The organism is Butyrivibrio sp. ob235 (assembly GCF_900109475.1).
Lineage (GTDB): Bacteria > Bacillota > Clostridia > Lachnospirales > Lachnospiraceae > Butyrivibrio.
Window position 1 is genome coordinate 140,771 of sequence record NZ_FOBE01000006.1, and the last position, 15,957, is coordinate 156,727.

The following is a 15,957-nucleotide window of genomic DNA, read 5'->3' on the forward strand; positions in this document are numbered from 1 at the left end:
CGGCATCCATGATGGTCCAAACTTCATGGCTACCGACTCATTACAGCCTATACTTCCACAACATAATACAAATCATCATCTTTAAGCGACATCTTAGGATTGAGATTCTTCACAATGTCATATGCGTTCTTAGAATCATACTCTGCTGTTTCCTTATAGTGAGGATGCTGTGTTACATCATACTTATCAGAGAAAAACGGTCTCACACCTCGAAGCTGCAGGATGCACTTTCCACCATCCATGACTGCAATCTCATCCATGGTCATAAGATCCTTTCCTGTCTTCTGATAGTTCATGGAATATGAAGGATTATTACCTTTACTCTCACCGGTGTTGTACATGTCTATGGTTTCCTTACCCAAAATCTGATTCAGATCTTTAAGGGTAGTCTGCTCGGTGCCACCAAGAAACAGCTGTGAATCCATGTTACCGACAATGGTATCTGCATTATCTTTGTATATTGCCTTGAGCTGTGACTTTGCCTGAAGGAAAAGACACGCGCTTATCTCACGGCTTCGAATTGTAGCGACCAGTTTTTCCAGGTTAGGTATCTGTCCGATATTTGCTGTCTCGTCTACAAGGCAGCGCACATGGACCGGGAGCTTTCCTCCATAGACATCATCCGCCCTCTCACATAGCAGATTAAACATCTGACTATATATAAGCGCTATAAGGAAATTGAATGTGCTATCCGTATCACTCATGATAAGAAACAGCGCTGATTTCTTATCTCCAAGCAAATCCAGATCAAGCTCATCATAAGCGGTAATCTCACGAAGCTCTGCTATATCAAAAGCTGCAAGTCGTGCACCACAACTTATAAGCACTGATTTCATCGTCTTGCCGGCAGCTATCTTGAATTTTTTATATTGCCTCACAGCGAAGTGATTAGGCTCTTTTCTCTCAAGATCCCTGAAAAGCATATCCACCGGGCTCATATAATCTTCATCATCTTCTCTGACATCCGAAGCATTGAGCAGTTCCAACAGAGTATTGAAATTCTGCTCCTCATAAGGTGCTACATAATAGATGTATCCGATATATGCTGTATATAGAAGAGTTTCAGCCTTGGTCCAAAATTCATCACCTGACTTTCCCTCACCCTTGGTATTAGTGATAAGTGCATTCACCAGCTTAAGGATATCCTTTTCAGAGTGGATATAATGCAGCGGATTATAATGCATGCTCTTGGAAAAATTTATGGTATTGAACACCTTAATATCATAACCATGCTTTTTCAGTACATTACCAGTCTTAACGATGAGATCTCCTTTGGGATCAGTTATGACATATGAACTGTGCATCTGCAAAAGATTTGGCAATAGGAAAAATCTCGTTTTACCTGAGCCTGAGCCGCCGACAACCAGAACATTTTTATTCCTGGCATACTTTGGAATCTTAGGCCTGCTGTTAAGCATAAGCCTCTCTGTCTGTGTGAGTATTACATTATCCTCAAACTTCGGAGCCATGAAAGGTTCAATATCCTGAGGCTTTCCCCATCTGGCACTTCCATATTCTTCACCATGTCTGTATTTCTTGGCATTCTTGCCTTTGAGATATACAGCCAGTCTGAACACCACTGCAAATATTATGCCTACGAGCATATCAAAAGGATGAAAGCTTGGCAGAATATCCGCCAGTGCTATGGGCAGCGATCTCATCAACGAGTTTATCCGTTCAGTAGAATTAGTGCCTGAAGAAATTCTCCAGGCTTCTCCCAGATTCGTTGCAACAAGCCCTATAAACACATATGGGAGATTCAAAAGAATAATACGCTTTTGCTTTCGTGTCATCTGATCATCTCCTTTACACGGATTTTTGCTTTTAACATCTGTTCCTTTGCTTTTTCTTTATAAATACCGAGCTGATGCAAAACACTGGGATGCTCTTTTTTGAATGCCTTCACTTTTTCAAACTCATCCATCACAGCTTCCAAAGCATCCATGTCTTTCGCCTTGAAAAATACTGTATATTTCGGAGGATTCACAGCGCTATCCTTTGTTACTGCAAAATCCACGCCATAACGTTTTGCTATACGCTCGAAATCTTTAATACCTTCATCACCGACTACCATGCTGGTAGCACCCTGATCCTGACTAAGGAGCTGCTTTACAGTCTGCTTACCTCTGTAACGCTTTGGCCCCATCATCTGTTTTCGCCTTTTATGATTTATAAACGCCCTGACTGCGCCAATGACTACTCTCCATGAAAGCTTAGTCGTTGTCACAGCCAGGTTTATCGTTTTCTGCTCTACCTCCTCCTGCATAAGAAATACCCCCCTTTCGTGATAAAAGCGGCAGATATCAAATCCACCGCTCCCTCTACACGTTATTCAATTAGTCCAGATTTTGTTCTCTGCATCGTTTCTTCTGCCACTGCTCAAGAAGTTTTACGATTGTGTCTTCCATTTGTTTAGGTGTATATGTCTTCGGAAAGTATTTCCTTAGAACATCGTTTTTAATCGTAACCTTATCCAGGTCATTCTTTTTCTCTTCTGACATGATGACATTCATGGCTTCCTGAGTTATGCCCTCCTCCATGGCCTGCTTCTTCATACGTTGAGCCTGCGCAAGTGAAGGTGTTGATTGTGAAAAATCCATAGCTTCAAGAAGCTGTCTCTGCTGGTTTTCATCAAGAAATGAAAGCTCTACTGCAGGATTAAAGCCTATCTGCTTGTTATCCACCATATCAAGAATCTCCGGAATCAAATTTGTGAGCCTTATATATCTCTGAATCTGGTTACGGCTTATTCCTGTTTCCTCAGCCATGATCTGATCTGAACGTAAATGTGTCCCAATTTGGGACGCATTTTCTTTAGATGGTCTCCCAGCAATTCTTTTCATGGCATCCAGCTTCATTTTAAAAGCCCTTGCTCTCTCGCTTGGAAGCAGAGTCTCCCTCTGTAAATTTGCATCCACCATAAGAATCGTTGCAGCATCATCGTCCAGATTTCTCACAATACACGGAAGTGTTTCTTTTCCAGCAATCTCTGAAGCATGACATCTTCTATGTCCCGACACAATCTCATACCCACCTTCACTTCTTGGTCTAACAATTGCCGGGGTGAGTACACCGTACTCCTTGATGCTCTCAACAGTTTTAGCCATCGCTTCATCATCCAACACTTTAAAGGGATGGTCTTTAAACGAATATAGATCAGACAGGGCAATATCCGTAACTTTTTCCTTACCGATATCTCCGTTTTCTCCATCCAGATTATTATTGGAGCCATTTTCATTATCTCCAAAACCGAAAATGTCATCATAGCTCGAAAGCTGTATGTTTCCGCGAGATTTCTGCATTCTTCAGCACCTCCTTTGTCAGCTTTTTATATGCCTCAGCAACTTTCCCCTTTGGATCATGCTCATAGATGCTCTTTCCAGCAGCACTTATCTCTGCAGCCCTCACAGAATGTGGTATCTCTGTGTCATATATGTTTATCTTTTTCCCATATACATTCCTCACAAGATCACTGATTTCCCTGGCATAATTTGTTCTGCTGTCTACCATTGTCAGAAGTATTCCATCTATCTTTAAACCCGGATTCATCTGTCTCTTTACCCTGCTTACTGTCTGCAGAAGTTGTTCCAGACCCTTAGCAGACAAATATTGGCTTTGAACCGGAATTATCAGCTTATCAGCTGCGGTAAGTGCATTTACCGTAAGCATGCCAAGTGAAGGCATACAGTCTATTAGAACAGCATCATAATCTTTCTTTACGGAATCCAGGTATTCTTTGAGTATCCGTTCTCTTCCCATGACATTTACAAGTGATACCTCAAGTCCAGCAAGAGAAATATTAGCAGGTAAAAGATCAACTCCTTCACGATGATGAATGATTCCATCACCATGTTCCAGCGGTATCTCCTGTATCATATTACTCAAGATATCTGTAACTGTAATTGGAATATCATCTGTTTTAGGAAATCCCATGCTAATTGTCAGGGATCCCTGCGGATCTAGGTCCACTAATAAAACCTTTTTCCCTTCCTGTGCAAGTCCTATACCTATATTCTCTGTGCTCTGCGTTTTACCCGTTCCACCTTTCTGGTTTACAAGGGCATATACTGTAGTTCTGCTCATCTTCATCCTCCTGTTAAAACAACCCTCTGGCCATATCATGTTGAACCTGCGAACCATAGTGGGCTTCAATAGTAAGTGGTGCGTTATAAAGTGCTGCTATCAGATACTGCCTCACATTTCTGATATCCGTTGTATTTCGCTTCAGGGAATCAATTACATAAGCGATATGCTCATATCTCAGGTTGTAAAACTGCTTTTTTACAACCTCCGAAGGCTTCCTGGCTCCTCCAATCGTGTAATACTCTGATTTTTCCATGAGTACATCCACCATAAGATCAGCTATCTGGTTGATCAGATTAAAGTCATACGGATATCGTTCACAAAGAGTGTTGATATCAATATTGTCATGGACAGTTATTATGCATTTATCAATAAAATCAATATCCCCTTTTCTCTTCTCATCGTTTCTTATCGTCTCCTGTCTTGGAGAGACCTTTCTCTTAGGCGGATATATTTTGATGAGATTAGAAGAGATAAGATTTTCTTTTTCAGTATTAATAAAATCAGTATTATTATTCTCAGTATTAATACATTCCGTTTTTTGGAATTCTTGGGTTCTGCTTTCTGGAATTTCAGAGCTCCTATTTTGAGAATTCTTGTTTTCGGAATTCTCATTTCCAGAATTCTCATTTTGTGCTGATGCATTAAGTTTTTTGCACTTTACTTCATTTGAAAGAATCTTCTTCACATAGATAAGCTGTGCTTTCCCTTGTCCTTTATTATTTTTTTCTATAAGTCCAACATCAGACAACTGTTTTAATGTATTACAGGCCTTGGTGTTTGCGCAGCCAAGAGTCTTAACAATCTCAGCAATTGTGAAAACAATATAGACTCTTCCATATTTATCAAACCATTCATGCTCCACTGACAGACTCATCCTGTCCAAAAGCAGTCCGTAAAGGATTTTTGCATCGCTGGTAAGATCTTTAAATCTGTCATCAGTAAAAAGAAGCTTAGGAACCCTTATAAAACTGAACAGATCCGCTTCCTGCCCATAAAAATATTCAAAATCCGCCATTTTAATCAATTCCTCTTTTCATCAAGTATCTTACGTGTACACCAGCCGATACACGGCTGGCCTACACTGTAAGGGCAATTTTCAATACACTTATAACGCGGTTTCTTTTTAGGTGTCACAAGGTAATAACATGTATCTCTTGTACACTCCCCTTTATTAGTTCCCCAGTAACAGTATTTGCAGCTCCAGGGTTTATCCTCCGCGTACTTTTCCATCAGATTGCTTCGCCTCCACGATCCTTGTGAGGCTTGGAAAATTCCTTAATCTTATCATCCTTAGCCAAATCTGCCTCTTTTGTAGCTGTCCTTTCTTCAAATTTCTCAGCCAGCTCAAATATCTTTGCCTCCGCATCATAGTGATAAACGCTGTCTGTAAGCTGATCTGTAGGATCAACTGTTGTCGCATTTACCTCTCTTACCATGTTTTCAAGGCTTGTCGTATCAAACTTCCCATTATCAGGTATGATCAGCACCTCATGTATACTGCTGGGTAAAATAAAGAAGCTTCCTCCAACTCTGTCTGCAGCCTGATCCATAAAATTCTGATATGCAAGAACGCCTGCGCCATGCACATTTCCTTCCACTGATGCCACAAACATCTGCTCCTGCTCAGGTGGAATATTAAGACCGAGCATTTCCAGGTCATCAACCCCCATCTGCTTTGCAAGAACCTCTCCCATGCCTTCAATAACAAGAGGTCTTATCTCCGGAGCGTTCTTAAGCGCATCCTCATGAAGCTGTTCTGCAGTTATTCCGTAATTATCGAGAAGCTGATTTGTCACAAGAATTGATCCGGTACCTGCCTGTGTATCCCCAAGAACAAATCTGTATACAACCGCCATGTCCTCGATATCCTTATGGGGCACTGTTTCAAGCAAGTCCTTGTTTCTTTCAGCAGATACAACCTCAACAGCAAGCTTGTCTTTCATGCTGTCATAGTCCTTAAATGCTTCCAGATTAAAATCCGGTCTGTTACTCAATGCATTGTCTGCCACTTCTGCAGCATCTTTTACAATGTTTTCAAAATCCTTTCCATCCTCATATTCCTCATAAAGTTTTGTGATATTGAGGTTTACCCCGATGATGCTATCCTCGGGTTTAACTGTGAGCGCATCATAAGTCTCATTCATCTTCTCTACTGTTCTTGTTTCAACTGTAACCTCGGAGCCTGATCTAGCCTCCATCTGCTCCTTAACATCATTTGCAAGATTTTCCTTGAACTCTTCGTAGTTCATTCTGTGTCCTCCTGTGAATTGAATATAGTTGCACCCGTTTTGGGGCATAGAAAAAGAGCAATTGTTCTGTTTCAAGAACAACTGCCCTTTATGTAAAATCCATATTCAATTCGGATGAAGTATTCCTATATATTATAGTGGGGTAAGTCTGGGGTAAAACCAGTTTTTTCATATCTAAAAACGCCTTAAAATCTAGGCTTTTTCACATTTTCCACAAACTATGCCGTGGCAGACAAACAGTATTTTTATCATCCCTGTATTCTCCTAACTTTTGGCTCAACCATGCGGGTTTGAGCTATTCTATTTTTCATGCTTATCTGGCATATCTTGGCATAAATCAGCATATTTTTGCCTACAAAAGTTGTAAAAAAGTTGTAAACTTATGGCTCCGTACAACTCAGTATTTTTCAGGCATTTGCACAGATTTTCTCCATCTCTTCCTTGGCATCTTCAAGCGAAAAATGGGTGTACGTGTTTAGCGTCACACTTATGTCAGAATGCCCCATGATATATTGAAGCGTCTTAGGGTTCATTCCTGATTTAGCCATATTACTGCAAAAAGTATGTCGGCATACATGAGGAGTAATCTTTGGCAAGCTTAGTAATTACTGTAAGGAAGATATTGAAATCATAAGCAACATTATTTCTTCCCTTACAAAGAAGAATACTGCTCTTTGATGTCTACAGCTGTAAATATGCGATTGATTACCTGCGCAGTATAAGGACCGATTGCATTTGCCCAGTTCTTGATGCGTTCATCATTCCAGGGAGTTACCTCTACTTTGACACCAGGTTTGTTTTCAAGATGATTTGTAAGCTTGTTTACCGTAGTAAAATTTCCATATCCACCACAAAACCTGGTGTACCCCATGGGAATATCACCATTTTCAAGGCATTTTTCTTTGTATTCTTCCCATAGGAGTTTCAACGTAACCCCCACTTTTTTGAGTTCATCATGGATGTACTCGTAATCCGGTTCCTTAAACATCTTTTCTACCACATGCTTATCCGGATAAAACATCTGGTAAACGGCATTATCATCAAGGTTTCTGACGTCTGCATATTTGATGCCTTTTTCATCTGCGATAGCAAAAACATCACTCACAGAATGCCTTGATATGTGCCTTGTTTCGGCGATCATGTTTCTGGACATGTTCCCCTCACGAAGCTCCAGGATGAGCTTCACATTGATTTTTCTGGCCATTTCTTTTGGCCTCCCTTCATTAGATTTGGGATAGATGATCCCATCCCTGATGGATAGTTTACCGAGCACATAATACTAAAAAGCAACAATTCAATTTCATTGTTCATTTCTAATACGTCTTGCTGTTTTGAATTGTCCATATTAGTGCCTCATGATAATGGTTACAAAATTTCAATTTTTCGTCTATACATCAAAAATCGTAACAATATATTAGCATATACTGCTAGGATTCTAGCCTACACTTCTTTACTTAACCGTTACTGTACATTTCATTGCAAGACCGTTCTTAGAATAAACATATACTTCACAGGTTCCTGCGGCTACACCTGTGACATTGCCGTTTTTATCTACAGTTGCAATCTTCTTATTTGTAGTCTTGTAACGAAGCTTTGCACAATGGGCATCATTAAGCGCTATCTTCTTTCCTGATTCCATTTTGACGGATGCCTTTACTTTTGCAGACTTACCTACTTCAATTGTGAGTGCGGTTGTTGTCAACTTAACAGCCTTGGGATTCTTGTACTTCTTATTATTCTTTCCGGCAAAGTGGGCAGATACCGTGTTTCCTATCTTCTTCCCGGATGCGTCGTAGGCTGTTACATAGATCTTGAGATTCTTGGAGAAGTCTATCTTCTTTCCATTAATCTTCTTGAATGTAGCAGAAGTTGATTTTGTAGTCTTTACAGGCTTACTTGCAAATTTATTGCCACAGTATGCAGCATATACTGCGTATTTTGAAGCATCTTCTCCCTTATCCCATGATACCTTTATCTTGCCGTTTTTCTGAGAAATCTTTAAACCTGAGTAGAAGCCTGTACTTGCATCTATCTTAACCTTGTTCTTCTCATCATCGGTCATGACATTAGTAGCCAGTTCTTCATCTAGTCCCTCTACTTCAGCTTTGGGTGTATTTCCCTTCTGATCTACTACAGGTTCGATAGTGCCACTGTTTCCAGTATTTTTATTATCTTCAATTGTAACTGTTATACATGCAGATTCTGAATCAATATGCTTATCATCTCCTACCGCTTTGTACCAGACATAATAGGTTCCGGCGTCGGTGGCTGTAGGGATGGATGTGGTATAAGGCTGTGTGGCTTCGGTCGCTGTACCGAGGGCGTACTGTATTGTGCCATTTTCCGCCTCACCTGCGTTTACAAGCCCCTGAGCCTGTCCGGTGTAGGTCAGAGACTTGGCTGTCGGAGCCTTTGTAACAATGGCCGCTGTCTTCTCCACTGCGTCCGGAACCGTGATGGTCGCATCCGAAGTCGGCGTACCCGAAACCGTTACAACCGTACTACTCGTTCTTGTGGCAGTAATACCATTGTCAGTAATATCAGTAAACTCCGCAAAGTAATATCCGGTGTTCGCCGTATAGGTCACTGTGGTCATAGCACCTGTCAGCCCGGTCTGGCTAGTTGTCCCACCGCTTGTTGTTGCATTCGCACCGCTGGAAAGAGTCACACTATACGCCGGTTTCAGCGAAAATGTATTTGTTCCAGATTCGAAGATGACAGATGACAGATTGAGCTTTAAAGCGGGGCGGACCCCATACCCTCCCCCGACTTCTGTACCATAACCGTAGACCCTCCCGTCCTCGCCCCAAACAAACGCCGCCCTAGAATCATTGTCGCCGGGCGAGCGGAGCCACCATGCTGTGCTGAACTTTCGGACATTATCAGGCACATTTCCCGCCTCATCTGTGCTCAGCAGATACAGCTTTGCTCCAGTAACACTAACATCCGTTAAATCAGTATCTACTATGGCATCTTTTACACCCGCAAAAGAATCACCTTCTGCGGTGAGTGCATCAAGCTTGCTCTTCACGGTCGATCCGCTGTAAGCTCTGCTATATGGGGCAGTTGAATCAAACGCCGACGTTCCAAAGCTCGTGTCCGCTGCCAGCAGCGTTACCGTACCTGCATCGACCGCCGTGGAATTGTCTGCGATGATATACCATGGCTTCTCGTTGAACTTCACCTGCAACGCCGTCAGGCCTTCACCGCTTTTATTTTTATTAGCATCTGTAGTTACCAGATAGTCATTATAAGCTCCGGCCGCATACGCCGTCAAACTCATCCCCGGCATCAAGCCCAGTATCAGCGCTATACTGAGCAAAGCGCCTAACCACTGTTTCATTTTCTGTTTCATCTGCCATTACCTCATTATATTCATCTTCTTCTAATTGGCTGCCGGAGGAATAGGGGACATTACCCACTCCCAACGCTTTGAAAGCTTTCGCGTCCAAAGTCTCCGACAGCATGTGTTTTTCCCGCGGAGGCTTCCGCAGAAAAGAAAACGTTTTCCTTTGCCGGATACCTATATAGTCGTCTTACCGGATATGATAATACAAAAATAGATTTATTTTGTCAATACGCTGTTAATATATGATTCAATAACAATTAATTTCTTTATAGAAAAAGTGCCTCCCCTTAGCTTCGTATCCGGAATTCCAGACTATAGCTAAAGGGAGGCCCTCGCAATTATTTAGTTCTCAATTACACTAATTGGTTAGTTGCCATTACAAACTTATCCTAAATCAGACATATCAGTTGACCGTCACTGCAACCTTCTTAGCAAAGCCGTTCTTTGCCCCAAGCTTTATGTCCTTAGGGTTCTTGTACTTTTCATGGTCTTTTCCTGCAAAGTGGGCATGTACGCTGTTACCTACTACATTTCCGTTGCTGTCATAAGCCTTCACATATAGCTTGAAGTTCTTAGTAAAGTCAATCTTCTTGTCCTTTATCTTCTTGATTGTGACTGAGGTTGATTTTGTAGTCTTTGTAGGCTTTTTGGGGAACTTCTTACCGCAATAAGTAGCATATACTTCGTACTTAGCTACACCCTCTGCCTTATCCCAGGACACTTTGATCTTGTCATTTGCGCCAATAAATATGATATCGCCTATATTTCCGGAGGCTCTCATATTCTCAAAAAGGGCCGTTCCATGACCCTCCTGATTTGGAGCAATAATGTTTATCTGCATATTGAACTTATCCCGGACTATTTTGGCAAACCATCCCTGTTGAATTCCCCTGGTGTTGGACTGTACATCAAAAACATCTATAGTTATAAACTCCGGATACTTTTTTTCTAAAGGCGTACGATCATCCTCAAAAAAAGGCAGTCTGCAGCTACATAAAGTGCAGACCACCATTATAAATGACAAAATAACAGTTGTTTTTCTTTTTATTCTCCCCATTACTTCTTCCCCCATCAAAAAAAATTTATAGGAGAAACATAATAATGGCAAGTTTAAAACTAACAGAATAATGAAAAAATATAGCTCTGATATTATTTATATCTTTGTGAAGATAGCTGTTTCGTCATCAAGCTCACTTACAATTCGCTGATTCTCATCCATTCTCTTTGTAATATTGTCCATATCACTTACCAAAGTCTGAGTACTTTCAGCTGCTGAGGAAACTCCCTTTACACCTTCATCGATAGCATTTGTTATGCTTCCTATTGACTCTGCAATTTCGTCGAAGGTTTCCTTGAAGCCATCTGTCTTTTCTGTAAAGTCAGCCATTACAGATTCAATATAGGTAGCATTATCTCTATATTTTTCGCCATCCTCTACAAACTTGGAAAATTCTGGAAGAATGGAATTCTGCATATATGCAACAAGGTCATTTGCACTGTCCGAAAGATTATGAACAGCACTTACTACAACAGAGTTTATTTTCTGGATATTTCCTGCTGTCTGGCGGCTATTTTCTGCAAGACTACCTATTTCACCGGCTACAACTGCAAAGCCCTTTCCTGCTTCTCCTGCCCTCGCAGCTTCTATAGAGGCATTAAGAGAAAGAAGGTTAGTCTGACTTGCAATACTCATAATCTCATCCGTCAGAGAATTAACCTGGTCTACACTCTGGCTATCGGTAATGGCCTGATTCAGAGCTAACAGGATTTCATTAACCTTAGCATTGGTCTCATCCATATTCGCTTTGGCATTTTGCTCCATCTCGTCCGCATGCTCTTTCATCGTCTTGGAATATTCACTGATCTTGCGGCTCTTTTCTGCCATTTCATCGACCTCTACCCTGACAGCCTCTGTATTACTGTTGATCGTCGAAGCGTTATTGGCAACTTCTTGCATTGTCGCAGAGAGTTCTTCTGTTAAAGCAGAAAGATCTGAAGCACTGCTATTTGAAGTCTGTACACTTCCAAGAACATCACTGACCACTTTATCCATTGATTCTGAATTACTGGTAATAGTAGTAAATATATTCTGAAGAAGTTCTATAAAGGAATTGATTCCCTGCGTTAATGTTCCTATCTCATCGTGAGAGCTTATAGATACTCGCTTTGTAAGATCTCCTTCACGATTGTTTATTCCGTCTATAATTTCTCTAAGCTCTGCTTCCGCCTTTATTACAGGTCTGATAACATGTTTGGCTACCATGTATATAGCTATTGCAAGTGCTATCACACTAATTATCAGGACTGCTAATCCTGATACAATAGCCATATTAAATCCCATTGTCAAAAGATGTCTTTCGCTGGAAGCATAATCTTTATATGAAGTAATGATCGTGTCAATATCATCATTTAACTTCTTTGAACTGTCTGCAACCAGTCCATTGGCAGTGCTATAAGCATCTTTTGTTTTCTGATTTGCGCTCTGCGCAAGAAGAATCATTACCGACTCTTTAAAGCTTTGGTAATCTGTTATCATATTCTGATAAGCATCAGCTGTATTTGTATCTATATACTTCTGATAACTCTTAATGTACTCATCAAGAGCCTTCTCCTGATCATCAATCTGAGCTACAACACCAGTCATAGTCTCAAAGTCCGTTGCAACTATGTGCGAAAGAGCAAGGGTGTGGATATTCTTGGTAGTCTGCCCTATAGTATCTAACTCCGTTATTGCTCCAAGATAATTATCTGCGATCACAGAAGCCATATCATTAACTTTTCTAAGGTTATTGATAGCAAGAACGTTTGACATTACCGAGATCACAAAAAGGAGTAGAACCGGAACCAATATTTTTACTCTTATACTCGTTTTTTTCATTGCTTCAACCTCCTGCTTAATTCACACTTGAACCAGAATTGGCTTCTGATGCAGCCTCAGAGGTTTCTTCAGATGCAGCATCTGTAGCGATGTCTTCTGATGAAGCATCTGTAGCTGCATCTTCTCCTGATGAAGCTTCTGTAGAAGCCTCAACTACTTCTTCAACGGCTTCACTCTCATCAAGGCTGCCGTTTGATTCCTCGCCTGTAATTTCTGTTACCATTTCATTTAGAAGTACCTGAAGACTCTTACCGGAAGGGTTTCCTGCACTCATAGCTTCTCCAAAAGTAGTTGCCGCGCCCCAATAGGTTCCACCAACACGCTGAAGACTTGAATACGGAGCCTGCTCCTGAAGTGCCTTGATTGCTTTTGACTCTCCCACTTCTCCTGAGGAAGAAGCATTAGTATTCGAAGGGCCCTGGCCTCTCATTGTAAATCTCAGTGTCTGATTCTGTTCATTTGTCATCCAGTCTGCAAATTTAGCTGCCCAGGATGCATTTTCCGAATAAGAGTTAACGCCAACAAGCTTGTACCCGGCATAGCTGGACATCTGTAGCTGCTGGCCCTTTACAGTATAAGTCGGAAGCTTGGTAGCAGCATAATCATCGCCCCAGGCCTCTTTAATAGCGTTTTCATCCCACACGCCGCTTACTCCGGCCACAAAAGTCCCATCTGCAGCTCCGGCAGTAAAGCCATCATTACTGGTCGCTGCAAAAGCCGGATTCGTGCCTATCTTTATCATTGCTTCAGCAACATCAACACCGGTAATGTCTGTATAGGTTGCATTCCAGTTACAGTAAGTAGAGATTCCATCGTCATTAAGACCTATTTCCATATCAGTATTGCCGAAGAATGAATACATATACCATCCGGAAGTCATCTCCATGAAAACCTGTTTTCCTGCCTTATTTGCTGCCGCCAACAGGCTATCCATGGTCTGAACGTCCTCTTCACTTAGATATTTTTTATTATAAAAAAGGAAATAACCATTATCTGCAGTTAGTGGATAAGCATATAAGCTTCCATTAATGGAAGCGGCTTCACTTGCTGCAGTAAGATTTCTTGAAGAAATCTCGGAGTCGTTCGACACCTTTTTTAGCACACCTGATGCCACAAACGCCATCAGCTGATCATCTGCGAAAGTAAAGACATCAGGAGCATTTATAACATCCCCCAAAATATCATCCTTACAATTAGCTTCACTGTGAGCCTCAAAGGTAATATTAAAGGTGGCTTGCCCTGCATATTGAGATGTAAAGCTGCTTATAATTTGATTAACAAGATCTGCATCCTCATCTGCTCCCCATACTCTAAGACTTACATTGCCACTAGGGAGTTCATTAGAGGCTTCAGTAATAGATGTGTCATTCTCATTTTTAATGCTTTTCCCACATCCTGTAACGGAGACTATGACTAAAATAGCTGAAAGAAGAACTGATAGTAAATATTTATGCATAAAAACCTCCTTGCAATCTAATGCAAATACAGAATAGCAAGGAATTTTATACAATTCAATGTAACGTATATTTATTTATTATAATTTAAGATTGTTCCCGATTTGTTTATGCAAATGATACTTTATCCTAAACCTATGATTATTTCATTTTTTTGACCTAGTTTACTTTTTCACCTAACTATAATACCAGGCGTTCTCCATAGGAGCTATATCAGCTTGCATCTGCACTGTAGGAAATGTTATTTTCATCTAATAGCTTTTTGAGATTTGAATTTTCATCCTGAAGATTTCTTATTATATTTCTCAACTGTGAGAAGATCTTTATCACCACTAACTATGTAATAACATTTTGAATCAAGCGCACATTCAATGAATTTGTTATCATCAGGATCTCTGCAAACATCCACCTTCGAATGCACCTCGATTACATTGCACTTAGACTCAATCTCTATAAGAGGTATCTTTGGCTTTTTGCCAGGAAATTTTTCTTTAAGGTATTCTACAGTTTCTGAATACTCTTCAAGAATCTCCGCAGATGCATAAGCATCAATATTGTTTAGCATCAGCTTATCAATTATTTCCTTAGGTTTTCCTCCAAAGAAAATAGCAGAAGCAACAACATTTGTATCAATTACAACTCGCATCAGGATTTTCTCCTTTTCCTGACAGCAGTAATAGCTTCATCTATATCGGACTCTGTCATACCAACTTCTTTCGCCCATTTCTGAGATTCTTTCATCAATTCGTCGAATTCACTTAGATTTGGCGCAACAATAGGCTTTAAAAGTATATTATCGCCATCAGTAACTACGATAAGTTTACTTCCAGTATCTAAAGAAAGTGCATCTCTAATATTTTTAGGTAAAACCACCTGACCTTTTGAAGAAACAGATGTTACTTCTGTAATCATACTCATACTCTTTCCTCCTTTGGTAAGATTTTCTTACTTAAATTATACTCCCCCTTACCCGAAAGTCAATTTACTAATCAATTACATATTCATATTTGCCATATTAGAGCCGTTTTTTTAGTTCATTTTAAAAGGTGCAAGTGGGGTGCAAAATTGATGTACAAATCCATTCAAACGCCTAAAACAAGCCATTTCTACCTTTTTGTTGGTAGACTGCCGTGGCAGACGAATAATATACGTATCATTGCTCTAAAGCCCTCTGTTTCTGCGGTTTCCCGCATTTTATATTTTTGTTGTTTTGTGGTTTACACCGCATAAGATGGCATATCTTGGTGTAAAGTAGTCAGCAAAAAGGGTAAAAAACAGGGTAAATTCCCAAAGCTTACCCTCACTGTTTGTGCGCATTTTGAATAAAAAAGCTTAACTTAGCCATTGTATTTGTTAATGTATAGCTAGAAGCAAAGCTCTAGGTGCGCTGACACCTCAAAAATCTGATAGTTTAGCTACACATGTCGGGTAGCAAGTTGGCAGGCAACAGAAAAAACTGCAGTTTCAGTCGCACAAGTCGGGCGGCAAGTTGGCAGGCAACGGAAAAATCAGCGTTATCTTTTGGCTATATATTTACAACAATTATCAGTGCGCATATACTGACTATACCCACGGGCAAGCCCGTGGGGTTCTGATTGGCAAGCGTAGCTTGTAATCGTACATCATTTTCAGACTTTGGAGTTACAAGTGTAAATCTGTTTGAATCAGGACTTTCATTACCAAGCAGTCCAACGACCACATTAACGGTAAATTTCTGCTTTTCAGCAAGGAAGTATAGTCAATCTCCCTGATTATTAAGTTGTTAAGCTACGTTAATTCCACTGTTTAATATCTTGATTTTATATGCCTTGATCCAGGTGATTAAGGTTTTTTCTTTATTGTATTGTGCCTCAAAAGTCTTAGCACATTTGTCTTTATCTATATTTTGCGTTTTAGGTTCATAGCAATAGAGCAGGAATGATGAATACCAGTCTCTTTGTA

Annotated in this window: 14 protein-coding genes and 1 pseudogene; all 15 read right to left on the bottom strand. The window is 40.5% G+C overall.

Translation table 11 applies throughout. The annotated features are described in order from the left end of the window. Positions 1-47 precede the first annotated feature (47 nt). Positions 48-1,793 (bottom strand): VirD4-like conjugal transfer protein, CD1115 family, encoded by a 1,746-nt coding sequence (locus tag BMW61_RS07245; protein ID WP_091820643.1) that lies wholly within the window; start codon positions 1,791-1,793, stop codon positions 48-50. Continuing rightward, entirely contained in the window at positions 1,790-2,266 is a 477-nt protein-coding gene (locus BMW61_RS07250; RefSeq protein WP_091820645.1) for a PcfB family protein, read from the bottom strand. Before BMW61_RS07250 ends, BMW61_RS07245 begins: the two co-directional genes overlap by 4 nt. A gap of 70 nt (positions 2,267-2,336) precedes the next feature. Further along, on the bottom strand, positions 2,337-3,302 hold the full coding sequence (locus BMW61_RS07255) for a ParB/RepB/Spo0J family partition protein (RefSeq protein WP_091820646.1): 966 nt from the start codon (positions 3,300-3,302) through the stop codon (positions 2,337-2,339). Then, positions 3,262-4,083 carry a ParA family protein gene (locus tag BMW61_RS07260; protein WP_091820648.1) on the bottom strand — a complete coding sequence of 274 codons (822 nt, stop codon included), beginning with the start codon at positions 4,081-4,083 and terminating at the stop codon, positions 3,262-3,264. The genes BMW61_RS07255 and BMW61_RS07260 overlap by 41 nt, the downstream gene beginning before the upstream one ends. A gap of 13 nt (positions 4,084-4,096) precedes the next feature. Further along, on the bottom strand, positions 4,097-5,101 hold the full coding sequence (locus BMW61_RS07265) for a DUF6017 domain-containing protein (protein WP_091820649.1): 1,005 nt from the start codon (positions 5,099-5,101) through the stop codon (positions 4,097-4,099). A gap of 5 nt (positions 5,102-5,106) precedes the next feature. Beyond that, positions 5,107-5,316 carry a hypothetical protein gene (locus BMW61_RS07270; protein WP_091820651.1) on the bottom strand — a complete coding sequence of 70 codons (210 nt, stop codon included), beginning with the start codon at positions 5,314-5,316 and terminating at the stop codon, positions 5,107-5,109. Continuing rightward, on the bottom strand, positions 5,316-6,335 hold the full coding sequence (locus BMW61_RS07275) for a DUF5688 family protein (RefSeq protein ID WP_175475124.1): 1,020 nt from the start codon (positions 6,333-6,335) through the stop codon (positions 5,316-5,318). The genes BMW61_RS07270 and BMW61_RS07275 overlap by 1 nt, the downstream gene beginning before the upstream one ends. Before the next feature lie 407 nt (positions 6,336-6,742). Continuing rightward, positions 6,743-6,937 (bottom strand): annotated as a pseudogene (locus BMW61_RS07280) (tyrosine-type recombinase/integrase); the annotation flags it as partial. A gap of 50 nt (positions 6,938-6,987) precedes the next feature. Further along, a complete protein-coding gene (locus BMW61_RS07285) occupies positions 6,988-7,539 on the bottom strand; it encodes a hypothetical protein (protein WP_242876653.1) in 552 nt (183 codons plus the stop codon). A 246-nt stretch (positions 7,540-7,785) separates the two neighbouring features. Beyond that, a complete protein-coding gene (locus BMW61_RS07290; RefSeq protein WP_091820654.1) occupies positions 7,786-9,690 on the bottom strand; it encodes an Ig-like domain-containing protein in 1,905 nt (634 codons plus the stop codon). A gap of 397 nt (positions 9,691-10,087) precedes the next feature. Then, entirely contained in the window at positions 10,088-10,741 is a 654-nt protein-coding gene (locus BMW61_RS07295) for a hypothetical protein (protein WP_091820655.1), read from the bottom strand. Between the two features lie 96 nt (positions 10,742-10,837). Beyond that, a complete protein-coding gene (locus BMW61_RS07300) occupies positions 10,838-12,562 on the bottom strand; it encodes a methyl-accepting chemotaxis protein (RefSeq protein WP_091820656.1) in 1,725 nt (574 codons plus the stop codon). 16 nt (positions 12,563-12,578) lie between these two features. Continuing rightward, complete coding sequence (locus tag BMW61_RS07305) at positions 12,579-14,018, bottom strand: extracellular solute-binding protein (RefSeq protein WP_091820658.1); 1,440 nt, start codon at positions 14,016-14,018, stop codon at positions 12,579-12,581. A gap of 275 nt (positions 14,019-14,293) precedes the next feature. Next, positions 14,294-14,662: a putative toxin-antitoxin system toxin component, PIN family gene (locus BMW61_RS07310; protein ID WP_091820659.1), complete on the bottom strand. Its 369-nt coding sequence runs from the start codon at positions 14,660-14,662 to the stop codon at positions 14,294-14,296. Then, a complete protein-coding gene (locus tag BMW61_RS07315; RefSeq protein ID WP_091820660.1) occupies positions 14,662-14,934 on the bottom strand; it encodes an AbrB/MazE/SpoVT family DNA-binding domain-containing protein in 273 nt (90 codons plus the stop codon). The genes BMW61_RS07310 and BMW61_RS07315 overlap by 1 nt, the downstream gene beginning before the upstream one ends. Positions 14,935-15,957 lie beyond the last annotated feature (1,023 nt).